We start from the raw sequence: 24,695 nt of genomic DNA, 5'->3' as shown, positions 1-24,695 counted from the left end.
TCGTTTACCGCATTTGCGATTCGCTGCCCTTTGATTCAACCACTCTCGCCAACGGAGACGACGGCATGGGCATCAAAGGTTTCGCCTGCAGTATTGCGCTGATGGGCCTCATCAGCAGTTTTCCGGCGCATGCCGGTAAAGCCAACGACACCCTGGTTTACGCTTCCGACAGCGAGCCTGAAAACATCAGCCCCTATCACAACGATCTACGCGAAGGTGTGATTCTCGGCCGGCTGATCTGGGACAACCTGATCTACCGCGATCCCAAGAGCGGCGAATACAAACCCATGTTGGCCACCCGCTGGACACAGGTCGACGACACCACCATCGACTTTGAGCTGCGCAAAGGCGTCAAATTTCACAACGGCGACGCCTTCACCGCCGACGACGTGGTGTTCACCCTCAACTACGTGGTGTCGCCCGAAGCGAAAGTCGTTACCGTGCAAAACGTCGACTGGATCAAGAGCGCCGAAAAAACCGGTGACTACAGCGTCCGCCTGCATTTGAAAAAACCTTTCCCTCCGGCACTGGAATACCTGTCCAACGCCGTTCCCATGTTTCCAAAGCAGTACTTCGAGAAGGTCGGCCTGGCTGAATTCAGCCGCAAGCCAGTGGGTACCGGGCCGTATAAAGCCGTGTCGGTGGTGGCTGGCGAAGGCGTGACCATGGAGATCAACAAGGACTACTTTCCGGACAGCCCACAAGGCAAGCCGCATATCGGCCACCTGAAGTTCCGGGTGATTCCGGATGCAGAAACCCGTCTGGCCGAGTTGATGACCGATGGTGTCGACTGGACGTGGCGTGTGACCCCGGATCAGGCAGTCGACCTTAAAGGTATGCAGAACCTGACCGTGACCAGCGGCGAAACCATGCGCATCGGCTTCCTGATTCTCGATGCTCGAGGCACCTCCACGGAAAACTCGCCGATGAAGCAGCTCAAGGTGCGTCAGGCCATCAACCATGCGATCAACCGCAACGCGCTGGCCACGCAACTGGTGGGGGGCGAAGCCAAGCCCTTGCAGGTGGCCTGTTATCCAGGCCAGTTCGGCTGCGATACCACCGCGGCCACGGTCTACAACTACGACCCGGCCAAGGCCAAGGCGTTGCTCGCCGAAGCCGGTTACCCCAATGGCTTCGAGACAGAAATCTTCGCTTATCGCGACCGGGATTACGTCGAAGCCATCATCGGCAACCTGCGGGCCGTGGGCATCAACGCCAAGCTGCGCTACTTGAAGTACGCCGCCCTGCGCGATCAGCAACGTGGCGGCAAGGTACCCATGTCGTTTCAGGCCTGGGGCTCGTTCTCGATCCTCGATACCTCGGCGTCGGCCGGCACCTGGTTCAAGGGCAATCCGGACGACAACATCAAGGATCCGCAAGTCCAGAGCTGGTTGCAGACCGCTGACAACGCCCTCGACCCGCAATTGCGCAAGGACAACTACCGCAAGGCGTTGCAGCGCATCAGCGAACAGGCGTACTGGGCGCCGCTGTTCAACTACTCGATGAACTACGCCTACACCTCCGAGCTGGCGTTCACGTCGTACCCGGATGAGCTGCCGCGTTTCGTTCAGTCCAGTTGGAAGTAATCCGCAACCGAGCGGATTGATCGAGAGGTGCCGTGGCTTGCGGACTGACCCGCGCCACGGACACGTCCCCATACCTGTCATCCATTGGATATGAGGAAACTTGCCATGCTTGGATTCCTTCTGCGCCGTCTGGGCATCGCTGTTTGCGTTGCCATTACCGTGTCGGTGATCAGCTTTTCCCTTTTGCACCTGTCCGGCGACCTGGCCACGGCCATCGGCGGACCGGAAGCCACCAGCGAGCAGATCGAACAGATCCGCATGCAGTACGGTTTGGACAAACCGCTACCGACCCAGTACTTCAACTGGCTGGGCGATTTGTTGCGGCTGGACCTGGGCAACTCGTTTTTCTTTCAGGAGTCGGTCTACAACCTCGTCGCCAGCCGCTTGCCGATCACTCTCGGGTTAGGCGCCATGGCGCTGGCTATCGCCTTGCTGGTGGCGATTCCACTGGGTGTGCTGGCCGCGGTCAAACGCGACACCTGGGTTGACCGACTGGCCTTGAGCATCGCGGTGCTGGGTCAGGCAATGCCCAGTTTCTGGTTTGCACTGATGCTGATCGTGGTGTTCGCGGTGACGCTCAAGTGGCTGCCGGTGTCCGGCAACTCGACGATGCTGCACTTCGTCATGCCGGCCATTGCCCTGGGCTATTACGCGACGCCGGCAATCATGCGTCTGACCCGTGCTGGCATGCTCGATGTGCTCAGTTCCGATTACATCCGCACCGCCCGCGCCAAGGGCCTGCGCCCTGCCCGCGTGTTGTTCAAGCATGCGCTGCGCAACGCCTTGATTCCGGTCGTCGCCCTGGCGGCGGTGGAGTTTGGCTTCATGCTCGGCGGTTCGGTAGTGATCGAAACCGTGTTCTCCCTGCAAGGTATCGGACAGCTCGCCTGGGACGCCATCGCCCGTGATGACTTTCCGGTGGTACAGGCCGTGGTCCTGCTCATCGCAGTGATCTACATCATCCTCACCTTGCTGGCCGATGTGCTCAACGCACTGCTCGACCCGCGCATTCGCGTGCGCTAGGAGGCTTACATGAGCACCCCCACTACCCTCGCGATCAATGACTACCTGCCACCCCCCAGCAGCCTGAGCCGCGTACTTGGCAAGAGCTTTCGTCATCGTGGTTTCGCCATCGGCACGGTGTTGTTGCTGATGATCTTCACGGGGGCGCTCTTCGCGCCGTGGCTGGCACCTTATGACCCTTATGCGCAAGACGTGATGCTGCGTATGAAACCGCCGGTATGGATGGCCAACGGCACCTGGGAATACGTCCTGGGAACCGACAAGCTGGGCCGTGATTACCTGTCTCGACTGCTCTACGGCGCACGTATTTCATTGTTCATCGGCATTGCGGCGGCGCTTATCTCCGGCTTTATCGGTACCGTCATGGGGCTGTTGGCGGGTTACTACGGCGGCAAGGTCGATGCGTTCATCAGCTACCTGATCACCACCCGGCTGGCGATGCCGGTGGTGATGGTCGCGCTGGCCTCGGCCTCGCTGATGGGCGGCTCGCTGAAAGTGGTGATTGTGCTGCTCGGCTGCCTGCTCTGGGATCGCTTCGCGGTGGTGGTCAGGGCTTCGGTGCAACAGATTCGCGATGCGGAATACGTGGCCTCGGCCCAGGCGCTGGGCTGCTCGACCCTGCGCATTCTGGCCAGTGAAATCCTGCCCAATCTGGTCGGCGCGCTGATCGTCGTCGCGACGCTGGAAATGGCCCACGCAATCCTGCTGGAGTCGGCACTGTCATTCCTCGGGGTGGGTGTGCAGCCGCCGACGCCGTCCTGGGGCTTGATGATCGCCGAAGGCAAACCCTACATGTTCTTTTCCCCGTGGGTCATCGCCATTCCCGGCGTCGCCCTGATGATTCTGGTGCTGGGCATCAACCTGGTCGGCGATGGCCTGCGCGATCTGATCCTGCCCGACGGCCGTAACTGATAGACAGCCGTAGCTGATAGACGCCGTAACTGATAGACGCCGTAACTGATAGAGGGTACCGAACATGGCACTACTCCATGTAGAAAACCTGCGCGTGGATATCCCCATGGGCAACAGCCCGACGCCGGATGACACGCTGCATGCAGTGCGCGGTCTGAGCTTTGAAGTCGAGCGCGGTGAAATGCTGTGCATCGTCGGCGAATCAGGCTGCGGTAAATCCTTGACGTCGCTGGCGCTGATGGACCTGTTGCCACGCAAGGCCAAACGTACCGCGTCCCGGCTGACACTGGACGGTATCGACATGATCGGCCAGAGCGAACGGCACATGTGCGACCTGCGCGGCAATCGCCTGGCGATGATCTTCCAGGAACCGATGACTTCGCTGAACCCGGCCTACAGCATTGGCGATCAACTCAGCGAAGTGCTGACCCGGCATCGCAAGGTGTCGCGCAAGGATGCTCTGGTTCGCGCCGGGCAGATGCTGGAGAAAGTCGGTATCAGCAATGCCACCGAGCGCTTGCGGCAGTATCCGCATCAACTGTCTGGCGGTTTGCGCCAACGGGTGATCATCGCCATGGCGTTGATGTGCGAACCGGACCTGATCATCGCCGATGAGCCCACCACTGCACTGGACGTGACCATTCAAGCGCAGATCCTGCGCCTGATTCGCGACATTCAGAAAGAACTCGGCCTGGCGGTGATCTTCATCACCCACGATCTTGGGCTGGTGGCACGGATCGCCGATCGGGTCGCCGTGATGTATGCAGGGGAGATCGTCGAAACCGCCCCTGCCCTGCAACTGTTCGAGAACCCGCAGCATCCGTACACCCGTGGTCTGCTGGCCAGTATTCCAATCCCTGGCCAGACCAGGCCGGGTGAGGCGCTGGGTTCGATTCCAGGCCTGGTGCCGAGCCTGGTAGGCGAACAGCAAGGGTGTGCGTTTCGCAATCGTTGCGCTCAGGCGATACCGACCTGCGCGCAGAACATCCCCGAAGTCGAACAGGACGGACACATGGCGCGCTGCCTGTTCGCCGCACCGGCCCAGGCACCGATTCGCCTTCAGGAGCGTGCAAGGTCATGAAAAAAGACATCACGTTGGAACTGTGTGACATCCGCCGCGAGTTTCGGATCAACCAGGGCTTTTTCAAACCCGCCGCCATCCTGAAAGCCGTCGATGGCGTTTCCCTGCGTCTGATGCGGGGCGAGACTCTCGGTCTGGTAGGTGAGTCCGGTTGCGGAAAAAGTACCCTGGCAAAGCTGCTGCTCGGTCTGCTGCCGCCTACCAGCGGCGATGTGCTGGTCAACGGCAGACACCTGGCGGCGACTGATCGCAAGGCAATGTCCCGGCATATTCAGCCGATATTCCAGGACCCGTATTCCTCGCTGAACCCACGCAAGACACTGCGCGAAATCATTACCCTGCCGCTGATCGTGCATGACATCGGCAGTCCCGCCGAGCGGCGCAAGAAGACCGAAGCGATGCTTGATGTGGTCGGCCTGCCCAAGCGAGTGATCGACAGCTACCCGAGCCAGCTGTCCGGCGGACAACGCCAGCGAGTCGCGATCGCACGGGCGCTGATCATGCGCCCCGATGTGCTGATCTGCGACGAGCCCACCTCAGCACTGGATGTGTCGGTGCAGGCGCAGATTCTCAACCTGCTGCAAGACCTCAAGCGCGAATTCGGCCTGACCTATCTGCTGATCAGCCACAACCTCGCGGTCATCGAACACCTCGCCGACCGGGTAGCGGTGATGTACCTGGGACGCATCGTCGAAGAGCGTACGCGCGAATCGTTGTTTGCTGAACCCGGCCACCCTTATACCCGCGCCTTGCTGGATTCGGTGCTCACGCCCGATCCGCACCTGGGCATTCCCGACATCGGCCTGCACGGCACCTTTCCCAATCCGATGTCACCGCCGTCCGGTTGCGCTTTCCACCCGCGCTGCCCGAGCTGCTTCGCACCGTGCAAAACGGCCTACCCGGCCAATGATTCCATTATCGGGGGCAACGTGCGTTGCCACCTTCACGACAATCCTGCCCAAACACTGGAGCTTGTCCACTCATGAGTCGTTCATTGGCCATCAGCAACACCACAGAGCAATTCGACAACGGCGCCTTTTTCAATCTGCTCGAACGTAGCGTCGCCTTGCCCACCGAAAGCCAGGCAACGGACAGCCAGCCCGAGTTGTATCGCTATCTCAATGACTTCATCACCCCGCATGTCAAGGCCATGGGCTTCAGCGTCAATATCTATGACAACCCGGTGGCAGAGCGTGGGCCCTTCATGATCGCCACACGCATTGAGCATCCAGAACTGCCGACTGTACTGAGCTACGGCCACGGTGATGTGGTGCGCGGCTATGAAGCGCAATGGCGTGAAGGCCTGTCACCGTGGCAAGTCACGGTCGAAGGCGATCGCTGGTACGGCCGCGGCACGGCGGACAACAAAGGCCAGCACCTGATCAACCTGACCGCGCTGGAGCAAACGCTCAAGGCTCGCGACGGCAAGCTGGGTTTTAACGTCAAACTGCTGCTGGAAATGGGTGAAGAAGAAGGCTCGCCGGGCTTGAATGCGTTCTGTGCCGCCCACAGCGAAGAGCTCGCGGCGGATGTTTTCATCGCCTCGGACGGCCCGCGCCTGGCGGCATCACGACCGACGATTTTTCTCGGCTCGCGTGGGGTGTTCAACTTCGAGCTGGTGGTCAACTTGCGCGAAGGCGCTCATCACTCTGGCAACTGGGGCGGCTTGCTGGCCAACCCTGGCATCATTCTGGCCAATGCCATCGCAAGCATGATCGATGAACAGGGCCGGGTGAAGGTGGCAGGCCTGCAGCCCGAGACACTGCCGGAGCCGGTTCGCCAGGCACTGGCCGACATTGACGTGGGTGGCGGGCCGGGCGATCCGGACATCGACGCCAACTGGGGTAATCCGCAGCTCTCCCTGAGCGAAAAAGTATTCGGCTGGAACACCCTCGACGTCATTGCCTTCAAGACCGGCAACCCGGACGCCCCGGTGCATGCGATCCCAGGTAAAGCCAATGCCCACTGCCATATCCGCTTCGTGGTGAACAGCGACTACACGACCTTCATCCCGGCCGTTCGTGCCCACCTGGATGCTCATGGCTTCAGCAATGTCGAGGTCAAGCAAAGCCGCATCGATGTGATGCATGCCACTCGGCTGGACCCGCAAAGCCCATGGGTCAATTGGGCCCTCAGCTCCTTGACACAGACCACCGGCAAAAAACCTGCGCTGCTGCCAAACCTTGGGGGCTCGCTGCCCAACGACGTGTTCGCCGACGTGCTCGGCCTGCCAACATTGTGGGTGCCGCACTCGTACCCGGCCTGCTCGCAACATGCGCCGAACGAGCATTTGCTGGCACCGGTGGTCAAGGAAAGCCTGCAAATCATGGCCGGTCTGTTCTGGGACCTGGGCAATGACGCGGCACGCCTGACTCAGGAACATCAGTTGCGGGAGCAGGCGCAATGAGTGCCACGCCACAACAGGCGCTGGACTGGCTTGCCGACCAGCGCCACGCCATGGAAGCGCTGCTGCAGCGTATCGTCGACACCGACTCCAACAGCTATGACAAGGCGGGCGTCGACGCGGTAGGCGCGCTGCTCGCGGCGGAACTGGAAGCCGACGGCATCCTGCTCAAGCGCATGCCAGTCGATGGTTTTGGCGACGTGATGCTCGCCGAAGTGCCAGGTGCCTCTGGAAAGCCGGTGCTGCTGCTGGGCCATCGCGACACGGTGTTCCCCAAAGGCACCACCTCGACTCGCGGCTACAGCCGCGACGCCAACCTCGCCTATGGTCCCGGCGTCGCCGACATGAAAGGCGGCCTGGTGCTCAATTGCTTCGCGCTCAAGGCTCTCAAACGCGCCGGTGAGTTGCCCTATCCGGTGCAGGTCCTGTACACCGGGGACGAAGAAATCGGCTCCGGCAGCGCCAGAACCCATATCGAAAAAACCGCCCGTGGCGCGCGTGCCGTGCTCAATACCGAACCCGGCCGGGCCAGCGGCAACGTGGTCAGCGCACGCAAAGGCGGCGCCACGCTGATCATCGAAGTCAGCGGCCGCGCGGCGCATGCCGGGGTCAACCATGCCGACGGAGCCAGTGCCATCGAAGCCCTCGCACGCAAGATCGTCAAGCTGCATGCCTTGACCGATTACTCAGCAGGCATCACGACCAATGTTGGCCTGATATCCGGTGGCACGTCCAGCAACACCGTCGCGCCTAGCGCCTCCGCCAGGCTGGACGTGCGCTTCATCGAACTCGAGCACTGGGATCAGATCTTTACCGCGATCCTGGGCATCGTCGCGGAAGAAGAGCTGATCGGCACCCGCGCCATCCTCAAGGAAGCGACGACCTTTCTGCCGATGGAAGCCTGTCACAGCGAACGGCTGCTGCAGATCTACCAACAAAAGGCCCTGGCGCTGGGTTTCAGTGTGGAGGGCGAGTTCACCGGTGGTTGTGCTGACTCCGGATTCACTGCCAGCCTGGGCATTCCGACGCTGTGTGGCCTCGGGCCGGTGGGTGGCAAGGTTCATACCGACCGGGAATATCTGGAACTGGATACGCTGGTGCCTCGGGCTCTGGCGTTGGTGGCGACTATTCTGGCTGTTGGCTAGGGTAGTTGAGGCTTTTTTTGGGGGGGAATCTATTCGCGTTTTTCTGGACGGGGGGTGTGTATATCCGTTTTTTTGGTAACGGCGGCTTAGGGTTCCGCTCTTACAGCGGGTCACTTTCGAAAAGCGCGAAAGTAACCAAAGCGCTCATGCCCCACCACTTGGCACCTCGCTTTGGCTCGGTGTGCCCTCACTCCGGCATTGCTCCGTGGGCCCGCCGCGAAGGGCCATCCATGGCCCAGCGCGGCTATCCCGGCATCCATGCCGGGATGCCCACTGCGCAATGCCTGCGTTCGGCCAGCGTGGTTTAACGGGGCACCCAGATCAAGATCTAAAGCAAGAGCAAGAGCAAGAGCGGGGTACATTTCGGCACCGATGTGGCTGAACCTCCGCTATCGCGAGCAAGCTCGCTCCCACATTGGATCTTTGGCAGACACAAAATCCATGTGCACCGCAAAACCTGTGGGAGCGAGCTTGCTCGCGATGAGGCCAGCACATCCAACATCACCGCAAACTGACACACCGCCTTCGCGGGCAAGCCCGCTCCCACAGAAGAAACGCGGTCCTATCAAGAACCAGGTCGGCTACCAGGCCGCCTCGCGGTGGACGTTGATCTCGGGCGCCCCGTTAACCACGCTGGCTGAACGAAGGTATTGCGCAGTGGGCAACCCGGCATGGATGCCGGGTTAGCCGCGCTGGGCCATGGATGGCCCTTCGCGGCGGCCCACGGAGCAATGCCTTCGTTCAGGCACACCGAGCCTAAGCGAGGTGCCGAGTGGTGGGGCAAAAGCGTTTTGCTTACTTTTGACTGGGCCGGCTCCCGGGCTTTTCAAAAGTGAGCCGCTGTAAAAGCGGAACCATAAGCGGCCGTTACCGCAACAACGGATATACCCCCCTCTTGAAATCAAGCTTCCCAGGGGGCCACCGCATCGACATCAATGGCGTACAGCTCAATGGCCTCGGCACACACACTGGCATCGAGGCGCCCCATGTGCATCAGTGCAGTCAGCGCACTCAAGACAATCTGGTGGCGGTCCACTTCGAAGAACCTGCGCAACAGGTCGCGAGTATCGCTGCGACCAAATCCATCGGTGCCAAGTACGGTGTAACGGGCGTCGAGATAGCTGGCGATCAACTGCGGCAAGGCGCGAACGTAATCGGTGCAGGCAATGATCGGCGCCGAGTCGTTGAGCGACGCCTGGACATGACTGCAGCGCGAAGGCTGTCCAGGATGCAGTCGATTCCAGCGTTCCACTTCACGGGCATCACGTGCCAGCTCGGTAAAGCTGGTAACGCTCCAGACCTGACTGTCGATGTCCCAATCGCTGGCCAGCAACTCGGCAGCGGCAATCACTTCGCGCAGGATGGCGCCGGAACCCAACAACTGGACACTTCCACGCGCACCCTCGACTTCATGCCGGGCAAACAGATACATACCCTTGATGATCGCCTGTTCGACACCTGCAGGAAGGTTGGGCTGCGGGTAGTTCTCGTTCATCAAGGTGACGTAATAAAACTCGTCCACCTGACGCTCCAGCATCTGGCGCATGCCGTGATCCAGGATCACCGCGAACTCGCCGGCAAATGCCGGATCGTAAGCACGGCAATTGGGGACCATCGCCGCCATCAGATGACTGTTGCCATCCTGGTGCTGCAGACCTTCGCCGCCCAATGTCGTGCGGCCTGCGGTGGCCCCGAGCAGAAAGCCGCGGGCCCGTTGATCCGCCGCCGCCCAGATCAGGTCGCCGATGCGCTGGAAGCCGAACATCGAGTAGTAGATGTAGAACGGCAGCATCGGCAAGCCATGCACCGAATAGCTGGTCGCCGCTGCAACCCAGGAACTGATCGCCCCGGCCTCGCTGATGCCCTCTTCGAGAATCTGGCCGTCCAGCGCTTCTCGATAGCTCAGGATCGAACCGATGTCTTCCGGCTCATATCGCTGCCCCACGCTGGAGTAAATGCCGATCTGCTTGAACAGGCTGGCCATGCCGAACGTACGCGCTTCATCCGCCACGATCGGCACGATGCGCGGGCCCAGTTGTTTGTCCCGCAGCAGACCACTGAGCATTCGAACGAACGCCATGGTGGTGGACATTTCCTTGCCTTCGGCGGCAATGGCAAACGCGCCATAGCTGCTGGCGTCAGGCACCGCCAATGATTCGGCACTTGAAGGACGCGATGGCATGTAGCCGCCCAATGCACGGCGGCGCTCATGCAGATAGCGCATTTCTGCACTGTCTTCGTCGGGTTTGAAGAAGCTCAACGAGGCAGCCTGTTCATCGGTCAACGGCAGGTTGAAACGATTGCGGAACGCGATCAGCGCCTCCCTGTCGAGCTTCTTCTGCTGGTGCACGGTCATCTTGCCCTGCCCGGCATCGCCCATGCCGAAGCCCTTCTTGGTCTGCGCCAGAATCACGGTGGGTTTCTTGCCTTCGAGCAGCGCGCTTTGATAGGCGGCGAAGATTTTCACCATGTCGTGACCGCCACGTTTCAGGCGGTCGATCTGTTCATCGGTCAGGCCTTGTGCCAACTGCGCCAATGCCTCGTTCTGGCCAAAGAAATGATCACGGTTAAAGCGCCCGTCTTTTGCCGCGAACGTCTGGAACTGGCCATCGACGGTGCTCGATAGCGCCTTGACCAGCGCGCCATCCGCATCGCGCGCAAACAAACCGTCCCAGTCGGCGCCCCAAACCAGTTTGATGACGTTCCAGCCTGCACCACCAAACAGCGCCTCCAACTCGTCGATGATGCGGCCATTGCCACGAACCGGCCCGTCCAGCCGTTGCAGGTTGCAATTGACCACCCAGACCAGATTATCCAGCCCTTCCCGCGCGGCCAGCGTCAGTGCCGACATGCTTTCCGGCTCATCCATTTCCCCGTCGCCAAACACGCCCCAGACGGTTCGCCCGACGTTGTCTTGCAGGCCTCGATGCTCCAGATAACGCATGAAGCGCGCCTGGTAGATCGAGCTGATCGGACCGATGCCCATGGAGCCCGTTGGAAACTGCCAGAAGTCCGGCATCAACCAAGGATGCGGGTAACTCGACAGACCTCGGGCACCCTTGGCGCGCGCGCTGATCTCTTGCCGATAATGCAGCAGATCCTTTTCTTCCAGGCGTCCCTCGAGGAACGCCCGGGCATAGACCCCTGGCGCCGAGTGCGGTTGATAGAACACCAGATCGCCACCGCTGCTTTCGGTTCGCGCTTTGAAAAAATGGTTGAAGCCCACTTCGAACAAATCCGCCGCGCTGGCATAACTGGCAATATGGCCGCCCAATTCGCCATAGGCATAGTTGGCCCTGGCAACCATGGCCAACGCATTCCAGCGCATGATCGAGGCCAGCCGTTCTTCGATGGCCAGATCCCCTGGAAATACCGGCTGGCACTCAACGCTGATGGTATTGATGTAAGGCGTGCCATGGCTGGGCCGCCAACCGATGTCCGAGGTGCTTGCCACAGCCACCAGCATGTCGAGGATCTGTTTGGCCTGTGCCGTGCCGCTATGGGCGATAACCGACAGCAAGGCGTCCCGCCATTCAGCAACTTCTTGAGCATCTTCGGTGGTCTGGTCCGGCCATTGGGCACGAATATCGAACAGGTTCATGGGCATCTCCTGCAAATGTCGGGCAACGCTTCCAGGTGGCGCGAATAGCTCAATCGGGCGAGTTTTTTGACTTGCTCTACCGCGTCAATGACGGAGCGCTCGGCCCAGCTGTCTTGCCCTATCTGGTAGATGCACGGGTTGCCAATGGAAAGATTGTTCAACAAATGCTCTTCAAGTTCACCGCAAACGAGAAAGCTGTAATCACACCCCGCCACGTGTACTTCAACGCACCTGTCAGCCCCTGTATCCGAAGCTTCAACCTGTACAAGCGCGATATTGTCAAAACAGCTGAACCCATGATGCATCAGGTCAATATGATCACTGTCAATTGCGGACACGATGACAACGATGCGGGTACAGCTCGAAGGTTCACGCATCCACTTCATGGTTTTAGAACGACAGTCGGCAGGTCGGCTCATGAGTGCGGCCTTTCCATTGGGGTCATAAATTCAGGCGTATGTGGCGATGACTTTCGCTAAATGAAACAACGCTCTTGCAACCCGCTTTTCACCAGTGTCCGGGTCACCGATAAAATCTCTTCCACCTGTTTATCGATCGCTGCATGGGAGGCTGCGTCTTCCAGTTTGAGGACACGCAGTGGGTGACCGCAGACTGATCCCAGCCAGGTGAGACGGGGTATCGGGCTGACTTCGACATCCAGTAAAAAGCAGCCTTTGGATACACCGCGCAGCAGTTGGCTGGCCCGGCAAGTGGTCGCCGGTGCCGTATCTATCGGGTTGGCCCCAAACTGCAACCAGTCGAGCATGAACGCCCTGGATTGCTGGACCACCAGATAAGCAACCTGGTCCCAGTCGTCGATCTCCATATGCAACTTGTCAATCAGGTACTTGGGCAACGCGGCGCTGGTCACGATGACGACCCCGGTATCCGCCAGCGGTTCTTTCACCCAGATTGCAGACTGCGATATCGCATGCATGGTGGTACTCCCGGCGTGATTCCTGAGCCTAAAGGCTGACGCAATTCCCTGTGGGAGCGAGCTCCCACAGATGACTCCAAAAGCAGTTCTACGCTTAGCCGTTACGAAACAGGAAGCTGTAGGCGTTCAGCGCCGGCGCCCCACCCAAGTGTGCGTAAAGCACTTTGGAACCTTCGGGGAATTCACCACGACGGACCATTTCAATCATGCCGTGCATCGATTTACCTTCATATACCGGGTCTGTCAGCACGCCTTCAAGGCTGCCGCACAGTCGGATGGCTTCCAATGTGCCTTCGTTGGGCAAGCCATATTCCGGGTAGGCAAAACGCGTATCGAGCACCACGTCCTCTTCCGTAATCTCGCGCCCCAGCTCCACCAACTCAGCGGTGTGTCGGGCGATGCGCAGGATCTGTGCCTTGGTCTGTTCCGGCTTGGCCGAAGCATCGATACCAATCACATTCTTCGAACGACCGTCAGCCGCGAAACCAACAACCATGCCTGCCTGCGTACTGCCGGTCACCGAGCAGACCACGATGTAGTCAAACTTGAAGCCCAGTTCCTTTTCCTGCTGCCGCACCTCTTCGGCAAAGCCGACGAAACCGAGGCCGCCATAGGGATGCTCGGAGCAACCCGCTGGAATCGGAAACGGTTTGCCACCCTGCTCCACGACGTCGCTCATGGCTTTTTCCCAACTTGGCCGAATGCCAATATCGAAGCCAGCGGCGTCAAGCCGCACATCAGCGCCCATGATCCGCGACATCTCGATGTTGCCTACGCGGTCATACACCGCGTCGGAATAGTTCACCCAGTTTTCCTGCACCAACACGCACTTCATGCCCAAGTGGGCAGCGACGGCAGCGACCTGGCGGGTCTGGTTCGACTGGATGCCGCCGATGGAGACCAGCGTATCGCAGCCTTGCTCGATCGCTTCGGGAATGAGGTATTCGAGCTTGCGCGTCTTGTTCCCACCAAAGGCCAGGCCACTGTTGCAGTCTTCACGTTTGGCATACAGCTCGACCTTGCCCCCCAGATGTTGACTGAGGCGCTTCAAGGGCGTGATGGGAGAAGGACCGAAGGTCAATGGATAACGTTCAAAACGATTCAGATTCATGACTCTGCTCCTTGATATGGGATATCCAAGCGCCAGACCGAAAGGGAAAAGGCCGCATTCCAGGCTCTTTCCGGAGGCGCTTCGATGAGTTCAATATTAAGAAGAATCCGAAAAATATGTGTTGCAAGTTTCCACCACATAAAGAAACATAACTTTTCAAACACCGCACAAAACATACTTTCATTGCGTAGAAATCGATATGAAAGCAACAAATACTCACAAGAAGCCAGCCACCTCAGACCCAGTGCCGCATCCACTGGATCGAACCGACCGCGCCATTCTCAAGACCCTGCAACGAGATGCCTCCATCTCCAACGTGGCGCTGGCAGAGAAGGTGAAATTGAGTGCCCCTGCTTGCCTCAGGCGCGTCGAACGGCTCAAGCAGGTCGGCCTGATCAAGGACATTGTCGCGCTGCTGGACAATGAAGCGCTGGATGCGGGGATGGTGGTCTTGATCGGCGTAGTGCTGGATCGCTCCACACCGGAATCCTTCGCCGCATTCGAGGCGGCCGCACAAAAGGTGTCCGGCTGCATGGAGTGCCATGTGGTGACCGGGGAGTTCGACTACTTCATGTTGCTGCGCACCAAGGACAGCAACAGTTTCAACCGGCTCCACGCGGAGCAATTGCTTTACCTGCCCGGGGTTCGCCAGATTCGCTCGTTCATGGGCTTGCGCCAGGTCTTGTCGACAACCCACATCCCTCTTTGAGGCTCCGGTCAGCCCGCCATATCATCGACCCGTAGAATGTGCCGGTTCGGCATTCATCGCTTACTCAGCGGCGCATCAAGGGGAATATCGAGGATAAAGGTAGCGCCCTGCCCGGCCCCGTCGCTGCGCACGGTCAAGCTGCCACCCATTTCCTGCGCAGCGAGCGCGCAACTGTGCAGGCCAAAACCGTGACCGTCTTTGCGCGTCGTGAAACCATGGGAAAAGATGCGCGCCAGGTGCTCAGGCGCAATCCCATTGCCGTTGTCGGCCACAGTGATACGCAATACTGCCCCGTCAGCGAGAGACGCGCTGAACGTGACGCATCGGCTACGATCGATCACGCCGTCCAACGCCTGCTTGGCATTGTTGATCAGGTTCACCAGAATCAGCAGCATCCGGTGCCGGTCCAGGGGCAGCAGGGGCAAGTCGGCAATGTCCTTGACCACCGTCACTTCCTGGCGCGCCAGTAACCCAGCACTCATGCGCAAGGCATCGTCGATTAACTCTGCGACCGGCACTGTCTCGACGATACTGACGGCGACGGCATAGGACTGCTGGGCAGCGACAATGGTCTTGATGTGGTCAATGCCCTTGGTGAGTTGCCCGAGTTCTTCGATGATGCCCTGTTGCTCTTGCGCCACCACTTTCGCCAGCTTGAGCAGGTAATCAGGCAGCATCTTCCCCTTGTGGTCTTTGGTGAGAAAGTCGCTCAGGTCATGGACGTGTTCGTTCATCATTTGCGCCACCTTGCCCAACCCCTGGGCCTTGGAGGTGCGCATCTGGCTGCTGACCAGTTCTGCCGATACGTTCACGCTGTTGAGGACGTTGCCGACGTTGTGCAGTACAGTCGTAGCGATTTCGGCCATGCCCGCCTGACGGGACTTTGCATTCAGTTCGGTTTGCACCTGGCTCATGCGTAGCACCGCCCGTACGCGAGCCTTGAGCTCCAGCGGCGAGAAGGGTTTGGCGATATAGTCATCGGCGCCACTCTCCAGCCCGGAGACGCAGGCCTCGCTACCGCCGCGGGCGGTCACCAGGATCACGGGCAAATGGGCAAAACCGGGGCTGCCTTTGATTCTGGCAGTCAGGCCGAAGCCGTCGAGCTTCGGCATCATTACATCCGAGACGACGACATCGATGGGCCGACGCTGCAGGAGTGCCCAGGCCTGCTCGCCATCAGTTGCGGTGGCGACGCTGTAGTCGTCGCGCAACAGCTCGCTGAGATAGCCAAGCATTTCCGGGCTGTCGTCGACTACCAGCACTTTGGATCGCAGGGCGTGTTCCGGGTGCTGCTCGTCCGCTTCTTCCATCGGCGCCCGGTCATTGCGAATGCCAAGGCGACCGTCGTCGAAACGCAGGTGGCGCTGCTCGGTTGTGCTTGCCGTGCTCGGTGATGATCGCTCGAACATGTTGCTGACTTCGGTCGGTACAGTGTTTTGCTCGGCCCCCAGCGGAAGTCGAACAAAGAAGCACGAGCCCTGTCCGGGCTCGCTGTTGACGCCGACTTCGCCCCCCATTAGTTCGACCAGATCCTTGACCAGGGCGAGACCGATGCCGGTGCCGCTGTAGTGGCGTGTGGCGGAATTGTCGATCTGGGAAAAACGCTGGAACAGCAACGGCAGTTTGTCAGGCGCAATGCCAATCCCCGAGTCTTGCACTGCAAATTCGAATCGCTCGCCATCAAGCGCAGTCACCGTCAGGTGCACGGTGCCGCCAGCGGGCGTGAACTTGATGGCATTGCTCACCAGGTTGAGGAGAATCTTCTCGAAGTGCCGGGGATCCAGGAACACCGTGCCGAGCGCGGGATCGATGCTGCAGGTCAAGGTGCAGCCTTTACCCTCGGCCACCATGGCGGCATCCTCGGCCAGCACACCCACCGTCTTGTTCAAATCGACTGGCATCGGACACAACTCAAACTTGCCCGCTTCGGCCTTGGAGAAATCGAGGATGTCGTTCACCCGGTTCATCAAGCGCAACGCGTTGCGTTGAGCGCGGTCGACTTGCACATGCCAGTCCGCCGGTGGGGTGGTCGCCGCCGAGAGCTGCTCCAGAGGGGCGAGAATGAGGGTCAGGGGGGTGCGCAGTTCGTGGCTGACGGTGGCCACGAAATCGCTCTTTGCCTGGTTAGCCGTCTCGGCCTGGTTGCGCGCCTGGATGAGTTCGATGGCCTGTGCCTCCAGCACCTCGGTCTGGTGGTGCAGCGCGTCGGTCCGCTCGGCGACCATTCTCTCCAGAGAGGCCTGGACTTGCTGTCGCTCGGCTTCGGCCTCGGCCTCCAGCACCCGGATGCGCAGGGCATTCTCCTGGAACACCCGTACGGCGCGGGTCATGATTCCAATCTCGTCGCCGCGTTCGGCGCTGGCGATCTTTGCGTTCAAGTCGCCGGCCGCAAGCCGGCGCATGACCGAGGCCAGGGCCACGATGGGCTGGGCGATGAATCGCGACGTGCTCCAGGCGATGGCGCCGGCCAGCAGGATGGCGACGGTACCCGCAACGATCGTCGCAAGCATGCCGCGGTCATTGTGGATCAAGGCATCGGAGCGCGCCTGGCCTGCGAAGCGCGCAACCAACAGGCCGGCGCTTCGTGCCTCGTTGCGTACCTGGTCGCGCGCGCCGCTCAAGGCGTTGCTCGCCTGATTAAACCGGGCGAATGCCGCCCGGTAGCCGGCAATCTGATCGCTGACAGTCAGGGGGGTAGCCTTGGCTTGCAGCCCCACGGACGAAGGGAGAACCCGCGCGAGACGGGAGAGCTCGTCCAGAATCTCGCCGACCGAGCCGGCGACCTCGGCCGACGGTGACAGGCGAAACGACAAGGTCTGCGCCTCCAGGGTGGCAACACGCTCGGCGAAACGCTTGGACAACGCGGCTGCGTTGTGCAACAAGCCGGTTGCCGCCTGAATGTCATTTTCGTCACGGGAAACATGCTCGTCCACTTCACCCAGCATGACATCGAGGCGCTCGACCAGATCCTCGACGGCGGCCAGATGCCGCAAAGCCTCGTCTCCCCGGAGCTTGGGCGTCTCGCCAAGGTGCTCGACCGCCTTGCTGACAGCAGCGACCGCCGTCGCCAACTGGTCCAACGTCTCTCGCTCCTGCGGCGCCTCCATCAACTCGCGCAATTGCTCGACCACCGGCGGGAGCGCTGCGCAGGCGTTGCGCGCCGCAGTGACGGCCGCCCCATCACCGGACACCAGCATCTTGGCCACATTGACGATGATGATCCGTTCGCCGTCGCGCAGGATATCCAGAATGCGGTGAGCACTTTCGATGTTGCTCACCCGCGCCTCGTGCTCAGCGGCGCGGGCATCAATCCCCTTCAGCCCATCGGCGATGCCCTGTTCGACGAGGATCGTCGCCTCTCGCATCCGCCCGTAGTGGGCTGTCATGTTCTCCGTTTCGCCATCCATGGTCAGGGTCGCCGCCCGCAAGGCGGCGATTGCCGCGGCGAGCCTTTCCAGGCTGCCCTTGAGCGATTGCGCCTCTGCCACCGGAATGGCGGAGAGGCCGGCGATAGCCGTCGCCACCATGCCTTCGGCCTGGGACAGGCTTTCCTGGTCGCGGGTGGCGATGAAGTTTTCCACCCGCCCGGTGGCCCCGTTGACCGAGGCCAGAATTTCCGCGGAATGGCTGGCGGAATCCACCGCACGAACCATGCCTCGCAGGCCATAGAGGTTCACGAGCGATACCACCAGCATCAGGAACACCAGCGCGGCGACCGCCAGGCCAATCCTGACGGCAATGGGCCTGTCCGTGGAGGATTTGAATGTCAACATGGCGCCTCGCCTCCTCGCTCCACGCCTGCCACTACTGCTTCGTCACCTCCGGCAAAGGCGTCGGCGGCGCCGTGTTGCTGATGGCCGCGTCGATCATCGCCGCAACGGAAGCCTGGCTGTAGGGAGGATTGGCAGCGCCGCCCACCGGCATCGTGGCGAGCCAGGTGTCCAGGTCTTTCGCATCGATGCGTACCAGCGGCACCTCGACGAACTTCGGCACCTGCTTGCCCGCCAGAATCTGCTGGGCCACCCAGAAACCCACCTGGGAGACGCTCGGGGAAGCGGAGACAGAGACGGTCTCGTAGCCATTGGCATCGCGCTCCTGTTTCCACAGGGCGAGTTCGTCCTGACGGTTCCCCATCACGATGATTGGCAAAGGGCGTCCCGCCGCCTTGAACGCCATGGCTGCGCCATAACCGTCACCGCCCTGAGTCGCAACGGCATCAATACTGGGCAGCGACGGCAGCGCCAGCGCCACCTCCTTGCGTGCGACAGAAGCCGTCCAGTTCCCGTATACCGTCTTGGCGAACTTCAGGCCCGGATAGTCGCCAGCGGCCTTGCGAATGCCGTCGCTGATGTTTTTATCGGTGGCATCGCCGGCAATGCCGCGAATCTCCAGCAGCGTTCCGTTCCCCTTGAGACGCCCGGCGATATAGTCCATTTCCACGCGGCCCATGGCGGACCAGTTGTAGTCGACGGTATAGACACAGGGTTCGGTGACCAGGCTGGCCATGACGACCACCACGATGCCGGCGTTGCAGGCATCGCGGATCACCCCGTTGAGGGCCGTGTCGGACGCGGCCAGGATGACGATGGCGTTGGCGCCCTTGACGATCATGTCCTGGATATGGGCCGCTTGTTCCGATGCCGAGTTATTGGCGCTGACCACCGGAGCCTCGCGGATCAAGCCATCCTTTTGCGCCTGGGCCGCAATCTCCTGCCAATTGCGCACCATCACCTTGCGAAAATCGCTGCCCGCGTAGGAGTTGCTGAAGGCAATGCTATAGCTTGCGGTAGAGCCGCCGACGATGCCGCCGTCGGCAGCTTGGGCCGGATTGACAGCAACCAGCGCCAGCCCGGTCACGCAGCCGGCGAAGCGCCAGAAGACTTTGTGGGCGTTCGAAATACGCCGATGGACACGTGTTACCAGACTGCGCATTCGACCATTCAGATAATAGAACCGGGCATGAAGAATCAGACACATACAGACTCCTTTCCTTGGTGGGCGACACGTGAAACCAGCACATTGCCTGCAGTGGCAATGAGCATAGTCTCAACGTGCCCGCTTCGCGCGGCCATGGAGGATTTCAGCCAACTGAGTGCCCCTGTCGCGCACCGACACTGTCACCCGGGGGTGATCAATACTAGCGTGGCCTACGGAATCGACCCGGTACTGACACCACTGCACGCCCCTACTTCACCTGCGCTTCCTTCAAAAGCCAATGCGCAAATGCCTGGATGGGCACGCGGCTCAGCTCAAGGGGCTCGGGTAACACGAGGCAAAAAGTCTTGGCGACATTCGTCTCCTGCGGCCATGGCGCAACCAGCCGGCCTTGCGCCAGCTCTGCTTCCACGTACAAGCGCGGTACAAGGGCCACGCCGAGACCAGCCAGTGCGGCTTCGATCAACATCGCATGCAAATCGTAGCGCGCGCCCATCGCTGCGTTGCTCAGGACAATCCCGGTTTCCTGGGCATAGCGCTGCCAGGCATCCGGGTTCTGCCGGCGGTGCAATCGCGGCAGTGAATCCAGAGCCGTTGCCTGCTTGCCCGGGTCCAGGAGGTCAGGATGACAGACCGGAATCAACACTTCGCTCAACAGCCGATGCGTATGCATGCCTGTCCAAGCTGGGTGCTCAAAATGGATAGCGGCATCGAAGCCGCTGCCGGCAAGCACGAACGGTTCCATACGTTCCGAGAGGTGCACGCAGATATTCGGGTGTTGCTCGCCAAAGCCGGACAACCGAGGAATTAGCCAACGCAGGGCAAAGGTTGGGCTGACGGCGATATCCAGGCTTGCGCCGTCGTTGGGCTGGCCCATCAAATACTGGCTTTCCCTGTCGAGCCGGTCGAGTAGTTCGCGCACTTGGGCAGCGTAGCGCTCACCGTTAGGCAAAAGCCGCACGCGGTTGCCAACGCGCTCGAATAGCGTAACGCCCAGAAAGGCTTCCAGGCGCCCCATCTGCCGACTGATGGCGCCTTCGGTCAAGGCCAATTCGTTTGCGGCACGGGCGAAACTGCCATGACGGGCTGCTGTTTCAAAGGCTATCAAGGCGGCGTTACTAGGGAGTTTTCGACGCATGGGTTTTCCTGAGGCAAGTCCAGGCATCCATCTTGATGTTTAGTCACTGAATGGTGCAATAAAGTCGTTTTATAAGCGATTACCGTGTCACTAGCATGATGAAACATCAACCCATGAAGTGAAATTTATGATTTACACAGTCGAATGCAACTACGCTGAACCCGCCAGCGAAGCCGAGTGGAATGCGTTTTACAGCCTGGAAAAACTGCCAGCGCTGATCTCGGTGAGCGGATTTAGCTCCTCACAGCGTTTCAAAGCCTTGAGCGACAATTGCCCGGCCTACCTGGCCCTGCATTCAGTCGACACGCCAGCCGTGTTGCAGAGCGACGAGTACCGCCAAAAAGGGGGTGGCAATTTTTCCCGTTGGCAGTCGCACATCACTGATTGGAGGCGCAACCTCTATGCCGGGCTGGACCGAGCCGTTGCCGTGGGCGCGGACGAATTCCTGTTGCTCAGTGATCAAGGCCCTCAAATACTGATTGAATTAGGCCTTACACCTTTAGCGCTACACGCAGTTGCTTTGGACAAGAGACCTGCACACCGCTGGCTGGCCAAACTGGATTGCACTCAGGCAAAAGCCAGCGATCTGCAGGGGCTGGATGTCTATTGCGCAATGACCGTGCAGTTACAGTCATGAGTAACGTGGACATAAATCACCGGAGACTCCCCAGCCAGCAAATCGGCGAGTTTTCAATCACAGCCATCAGCGATGGCTACTTGGGTGCGAGCCTGGATTTTCTCGCCAATATCGCGCCAACGGAGGCGGCCCGACTTCAGTTGGCCGCCGGGATCAGCGAGCCAGCGTCGATCCATATCAATTGTTATCTGGTACGTGGGCGTGGCCGCACGATTCTGATCGACGCCGGCGCCGGCGGTTTCAATCAATGGGGCGGCGAGTTGCTGGCCAATCTTGCATTGGCTGGCGTGCAACCCGGCGAAATAGATACGATTCTGCTGACGCACGCGCACCCCGACCACATCGGTGGCTTGTTGAATGCAGTGGGAGAAATGGCCTTCACCAATGCTGAATTGGTTGTGCACCAGCGAGAGCTAGCGTTCTGGGAGGACGATGGCCACCTTGGTCAAGCCAGTGAACGCGCGCGTGGAAACTTTCTGTTTGCACGAAGGGTGTTCGAGCGGTACCGGCAAAATCTGCGCCCGTTCACCGCCAATGACGTACTGCCTGGAATCAGCGCGATGCCGTTGCCTGGGCATACCGTCGGGCATTGCGGCTACCGCTTCGAGTCTGCGGCGAGCAGCCTGCTGGTGTGGGGCGATATCGTTCATTTTCCTCAGATTCAGATCGCGCGCCCCGATGTCACGATTGCCTTCGACCAGGACCCATTGCTATCGGCGGCCACGCGAACGAGGCTGCTGGATGTTGCCAGTTCAGACAACTTGATGGTCGCTGGCATGCACTTGGCCGCGCTCGGCTTTGCTCATATCAAGCGTTCCGGTAACAGCTACACCATTGCTTACGAGACGTAAGCCAGGTACGGGCAGCAAGTCGTCTTACGACAGTTTTTCTTCGCGCCTGAAAACCTGCTTGGGGCGCTAGAGGGGTACATTTATTTTCGCTGCTGACGCTGGTCATGAGACCGGCGTCAGCAGGACCTGTGGGTATCACCATAGATGTCAGCACGGCCCGCCATTCCCCGGCCTGCGGGAGCCTTTCGCCCCCGCCCGTAAAATATCGCCCCAGCGACGCACCAGATAGTTGTGCTCATCCATCACCGAGTTCCACACAGCGATGTGCCCCATGCGCTGCTCATAGGAACCGCCATCGCGCACATCACCGATGTCAATCAGCGGCAAACCATCACTGCCCAGCAACTCCTCTCGCGCAGGTTGACCGGCGTACCAGTAATCCCACTCGGCACTGCTCAGATGGTCGCGGCTGCGCGCCGGGTTGCTGATGTAGTAACCCTGACGCGCCATCACCGCGCCGGGCCAGCCGGACAACCACCAATTGAGGTATGCGTAGGCCGCATCCAGCACCGGGCCCTGGGCGTGGCGCGACAATGACAAACCGCCGAACCAGGCGCGGTAGCCCTCGCGAGGTACCGCCAGACGGTATTTCACCCCGGCGCGATGCAGGCGCATCAACGTCGGCGACCACAGGCTCTGGATATCGATGCTCGGGCTGAGCATCAATTGCGCGGCCTCCTCGTCATCGGACCAGAACGCCGCAAAGTGACCTTCCCTCTGTTTGCGCACCAGAATATCGGCCAGCACATCGATCTCTTCGATGCTCATGTTGCCGATGTCCTTGAAGCGCGCCAGCCCCGCGCCCTGCGCCGCCAGCGCAGCATCCAGGGCACCGATGGCCGCATCGCTTTGCAGCGCAGTGCGCGCACGCCACGCGGGGTCGAGCAACCACCCCCAACTTTCATTGTCGTGGCGAAAACCCTCGGGCAAGCGCTCGGGCCGGTAGGCGAAACTGTCGGCGTTATGGGTCAAGGGCAGCATGCTGATTCGCTCAGTGACGGTGCTGCCGAGGCTGCCATCGTGCTGCACGAATAAGCGCTCGCTAGGCACGCTGCCGCTGCCCAACCGATCGTTGGCGGACAGGCGGCCGCGCTTGGGCAGGTCGTTGATCTCATGCCACAACGCAATGCGCCGCGTATCGATGGGCTGGATCGCCCGGGCCGGCCATACGAAGTCGACGTTGTGGAACCACTGGTCGTACAGGTCGTAGCTGTCGGGCTGCATCACCGCGATGCGCTGGGCCTGTTCGACGTCGTGCACCTGGTACACCAGGCGAATGCCCAACTCCTGTTCCGCACGAACACGCAGGCATTCGAGCAAGGTCACAGAGGTGCCAAGGACGCGGAGTGTGATCATGCGGCGAACCGCTGGGAGAACACGTCAAAGGAGCGCCGCAGCAGCGCGGGATCGAGGCCACGCAGGATAAACACCAGCCGCGATTGTCGGTCAGTGCCCGGCCAGGCGGGCAAATGCACCGGGGCATGCAAACAATGCTGCACACCATGAATGACGATGGGGGCGTTACTGGTGTTCACGTTGAGCAGTCCTTTGACACGAAGAATTCGTTCGCCGTGGCATCTTAACAGCATCGACAACCAAACCCCGAAGCCGACCCAATCCAGCGGCTGGTCGAAGGTCAGGCTGCACACTTGCGCAGCGCCGTGGGTGGCACTGGTACTGCGATGCAGTTGCCAGCGACCGACTTCCACTGTCGGCTCGGCGCTGCGCAGACCTTCACCGAGCAACAGTTGATCGCCGCAGCGCACGTCGCAGGTATTGAGGATCAGCGTACCGGCATTGAGCGCTTGCAGGTGCGCTCGCAGTGGGGCGCAGTCCTCCACCAAATCGGTCTTGCTCAACAGCAAGCGGTCCGCGGCGGCGACCTGGGCCAGCCATTCCGGATGCAGACGCTCTTGCAGCGCGGCATGGCTGGCGTCAACCAAGGTGACCACCAAGCCGATGTGGAAGCGTCCGCGCAATTGCACATCGTTGTTCAACGTGGCGAGGATTGGCGCCGGGTCGGCCAGGCCGGTGGTCTCCAGGATCACCCGTTTGAACGCCGGGATTTCGCCACGCTCACGGCGTTGCAACAGGCCGAGCAAGGCGTCTTTGAGTTCGCCACGAATCGAGCAACAGATGCAGCCACTGGGCAGCAGCACAGTATCCGGGGCGACTTCTTCCACCAGCAGATGGTCGATGCCGACGTCACCGAATTCATTGATCAGCAAAGCGGTATCGCCGAGGCTCTCGCCTTGCAGCAGGCGCTTGAGCAAGGTGGTCTTGCCGCTGCCGAGGAAACCGGTGATGACGTTGAGAGCGATGCTCATACGGCTGACTCCAAGTGATCCAACAGGCGCGGGTCCAGGGGGTCCAACGGGCGACCGAGCATGGTTTCGGCCGCTCGCCAGAGTTGATCCAGGCCACTCGCCAGTTCTTGCTTGCCGGTCGCGCCGAGCAGCAGATAAGAGGCACCCTGAAAGTCTTCGACCTTGAGCCGGAACACCGACAGTACCTGATTGATTGCCGCGATGCGGCGCAGGCGTTCGCGGCGCCTGGGCAGCTCATCGCCCAGGGGGTCGCTCCAGTGCAGGTCTTCGCCGAGCAAACCGCAGAGTCCGCACATGG

The 24,695-nt window shown here is 60.4% G+C and carries 21 protein-coding genes; 11 read left to right on the top strand and 10 right to left on the bottom strand.

Translation table 11 applies throughout. The features are described 5' to 3' along the window. Positions 1–65: 65 nt before the first annotated feature. The 8 genes from KI235_RS12110 (at position 66) to KI235_RS12075 (ending at position 8,459) form a co-directional block, all read left to right on the top strand. A complete protein-coding gene (locus tag KI235_RS12110) occupies positions 66–1,586 on the top strand; it encodes an ABC transporter substrate-binding protein (RefSeq protein WP_003200507.1) in 1,521 nt (506 codons plus the stop codon). A 105-nt stretch (positions 1,587–1,691) separates the two neighbouring features. After that, positions 1,692–2,609: an ABC transporter permease gene (locus tag KI235_RS12105; RefSeq protein WP_003200505.1), complete on the top strand. Its 918-nt coding sequence runs from the start codon at positions 1,692–1,694 to the stop codon at positions 2,607–2,609. A 9-nt stretch (positions 2,610–2,618) separates the two neighbouring features. Then, on the top strand, positions 2,619–3,521 hold the full coding sequence (locus tag KI235_RS12100; RefSeq protein WP_013692950.1) for an ABC transporter permease: 903 nt from the start codon (positions 2,619–2,621) through the stop codon (positions 3,519–3,521). 64 nt (positions 3,522–3,585) lie between these two features. Then, on the top strand, positions 3,586–4,602 hold the full coding sequence (locus KI235_RS12095; protein ID WP_013692949.1) for an ABC transporter ATP-binding protein: 1,017 nt from the start codon (positions 3,586–3,588) through the stop codon (positions 4,600–4,602). Next, on the top strand, positions 4,599–5,588 hold the full coding sequence (locus KI235_RS12090; protein ID WP_013692948.1) for an oligopeptide/dipeptide ABC transporter ATP-binding protein: 990 nt from the start codon (positions 4,599–4,601) through the stop codon (positions 5,586–5,588). Before KI235_RS12095 ends, KI235_RS12090 begins: the two co-directional genes overlap by 4 nt. Next, on the top strand, positions 5,585–7,009 hold the full coding sequence (locus KI235_RS12085; protein ID WP_013692947.1) for a M20 family metallopeptidase: 1,425 nt from the start codon (positions 5,585–5,587) through the stop codon (positions 7,007–7,009). The genes KI235_RS12090 and KI235_RS12085 overlap by 4 nt, the downstream gene beginning before the upstream one ends. Beyond that, positions 7,006–8,151: a M20 family metallopeptidase gene (locus tag KI235_RS12080; RefSeq protein ID WP_013692946.1), complete on the top strand. Its 1,146-nt coding sequence runs from the start codon at positions 7,006–7,008 to the stop codon at positions 8,149–8,151. Before KI235_RS12085 ends, KI235_RS12080 begins: the two co-directional genes overlap by 4 nt. A 146-nt stretch (positions 8,152–8,297) precedes the next feature. Then, positions 8,298–8,459, top strand: a complete 162-nt coding sequence (locus KI235_RS12075) for a nucleoid-structuring protein H-NS (RefSeq protein WP_157803399.1) — start codon at positions 8,298–8,300, stop codon at positions 8,457–8,459. A 593-nt stretch (positions 8,460–9,052) separates the two neighbouring features. On the opposite strand, the gene mdeB is transcribed toward KI235_RS12075, so the two are convergent. The 4 genes from mdeB to KI235_RS12055 form a co-directional block, all read right to left on the bottom strand. Continuing rightward, entirely contained in the window at positions 9,053–11,752 is a 2,700-nt protein-coding gene (mdeB, locus tag KI235_RS12070; RefSeq protein ID WP_123351385.1) for an alpha-ketoglutarate dehydrogenase, read from the bottom strand. After that, the gene (locus KI235_RS12065) at positions 11,749–12,171 is read right to left on the bottom strand and encodes a hypothetical protein (protein ID WP_027912422.1); all 423 of its coding nucleotides are present in this window, start codon (positions 12,169–12,171) and stop codon (positions 11,749–11,751) included. Before KI235_RS12065 ends, mdeB begins: the two co-directional genes overlap by 4 nt. 56 nt (positions 12,172–12,227) lie before the next feature. Beyond that, positions 12,228–12,689, bottom strand: coding sequence for a hypothetical protein (locus tag KI235_RS12060; protein ID WP_003200491.1), 462 nt, complete (start codon positions 12,687–12,689; stop codon positions 12,228–12,230). 94 nt (positions 12,690–12,783) lie between these two features. Then, complete coding sequence (locus tag KI235_RS12055) at positions 12,784–13,800, bottom strand: 1-aminocyclopropane-1-carboxylate deaminase (RefSeq protein WP_003200489.1); 1,017 nt, start codon at positions 13,798–13,800, stop codon at positions 12,784–12,786. Between the two features lie 199 nt (positions 13,801–13,999). Here KI235_RS12055 and KI235_RS12050 point away from each other — a divergent pair, with 199 nt between their 5' ends. Further along, positions 14,000–14,509 (top strand): Lrp/AsnC family transcriptional regulator, encoded by a 510-nt coding sequence (locus tag KI235_RS12050; protein ID WP_003200485.1) that lies wholly within the window; start codon positions 14,000–14,002, stop codon positions 14,507–14,509. Positions 14,510–14,562: 53 nt separating this feature from the next. Here KI235_RS12050 and KI235_RS12045 read toward each other — a convergent pair whose 3' ends face one another. The 3 genes from KI235_RS12045 to KI235_RS12035 form a co-directional block, all read right to left on the bottom strand. Continuing rightward, on the bottom strand, positions 14,563–18,282 hold the full coding sequence (locus KI235_RS12045) for an ATP-binding protein (RefSeq protein ID WP_013692943.1): 3,720 nt from the start codon (positions 18,280–18,282) through the stop codon (positions 14,563–14,565). Positions 18,283–18,313: 31 nt separating this feature from the next. Beyond that, positions 18,314–19,486, bottom strand: coding sequence for an ABC transporter substrate-binding protein (locus KI235_RS12040; RefSeq protein ID WP_013692942.1), 1,173 nt, complete (start codon positions 19,484–19,486; stop codon positions 18,314–18,316). Between the two features lie 208 nt (positions 19,487–19,694). Beyond that, the gene (locus KI235_RS12035; protein ID WP_003200479.1) at positions 19,695–20,582 is read right to left on the bottom strand and encodes a LysR substrate-binding domain-containing protein; all 888 of its coding nucleotides are present in this window, start codon (positions 20,580–20,582) and stop codon (positions 19,695–19,697) included. A gap of 127 nt (positions 20,583–20,709) precedes the next feature. Here KI235_RS12035 and KI235_RS12030 point away from each other — a divergent pair, with 127 nt between their 5' ends. Both KI235_RS12030 and KI235_RS12025 read left to right on the top strand, forming a co-directional pair. Then, positions 20,710–21,219 carry a hypothetical protein gene (locus KI235_RS12030; protein WP_013692941.1) on the top strand — a complete coding sequence of 170 codons (510 nt, stop codon included), beginning with the start codon at positions 20,710–20,712 and terminating at the stop codon, positions 21,217–21,219. Next, positions 21,216–22,070 (top strand): MBL fold metallo-hydrolase, encoded by an 855-nt coding sequence (locus tag KI235_RS12025; RefSeq protein WP_032833223.1) that lies wholly within the window; start codon positions 21,216–21,218, stop codon positions 22,068–22,070. The genes KI235_RS12030 and KI235_RS12025 overlap by 4 nt, the downstream gene beginning before the upstream one ends. A 147-nt stretch (positions 22,071–22,217) precedes the next feature. Here KI235_RS12025 and KI235_RS12020 read toward each other — a convergent pair whose 3' ends face one another. The 3 genes from KI235_RS12020 to KI235_RS12010 are packed head-to-tail and all read right to left on the bottom strand — an operon-like array spanning position 22,218 to position 24,693. Then, entirely contained in the window at positions 22,218–23,426 is a 1,209-nt protein-coding gene (locus KI235_RS12020; protein WP_039011521.1) for an extracellular solute-binding protein, read from the bottom strand. Continuing rightward, complete coding sequence (locus KI235_RS12015; protein WP_043042125.1) at positions 23,423–24,397, bottom strand: GTP-binding protein; 975 nt, start codon at positions 24,395–24,397, stop codon at positions 23,423–23,425. Before KI235_RS12015 ends, KI235_RS12020 begins: the two co-directional genes overlap by 4 nt. After that, positions 24,394–24,693: a hypothetical protein gene (locus tag KI235_RS12010; RefSeq protein WP_003200470.1), complete on the bottom strand. Its 300-nt coding sequence runs from the start codon at positions 24,691–24,693 to the stop codon at positions 24,394–24,396. The genes KI235_RS12015 and KI235_RS12010 overlap by 4 nt, the downstream gene beginning before the upstream one ends. Between the last annotated feature and the right edge of the window lie 2 nt (positions 24,694–24,695).

This window comes from Pseudomonas sp. St386 (assembly GCF_018325865.1).
In the GTDB taxonomy this organism is placed as follows: Bacteria; Pseudomonadota; Gammaproteobacteria; order Pseudomonadales; family Pseudomonadaceae; genus Aquipseudomonas; species Aquipseudomonas brassicacearum.
The sequence above is the reverse complement of the archived record's forward strand: the minus strand, read 5'-3'. Positions and strand labels throughout refer to the sequence as shown.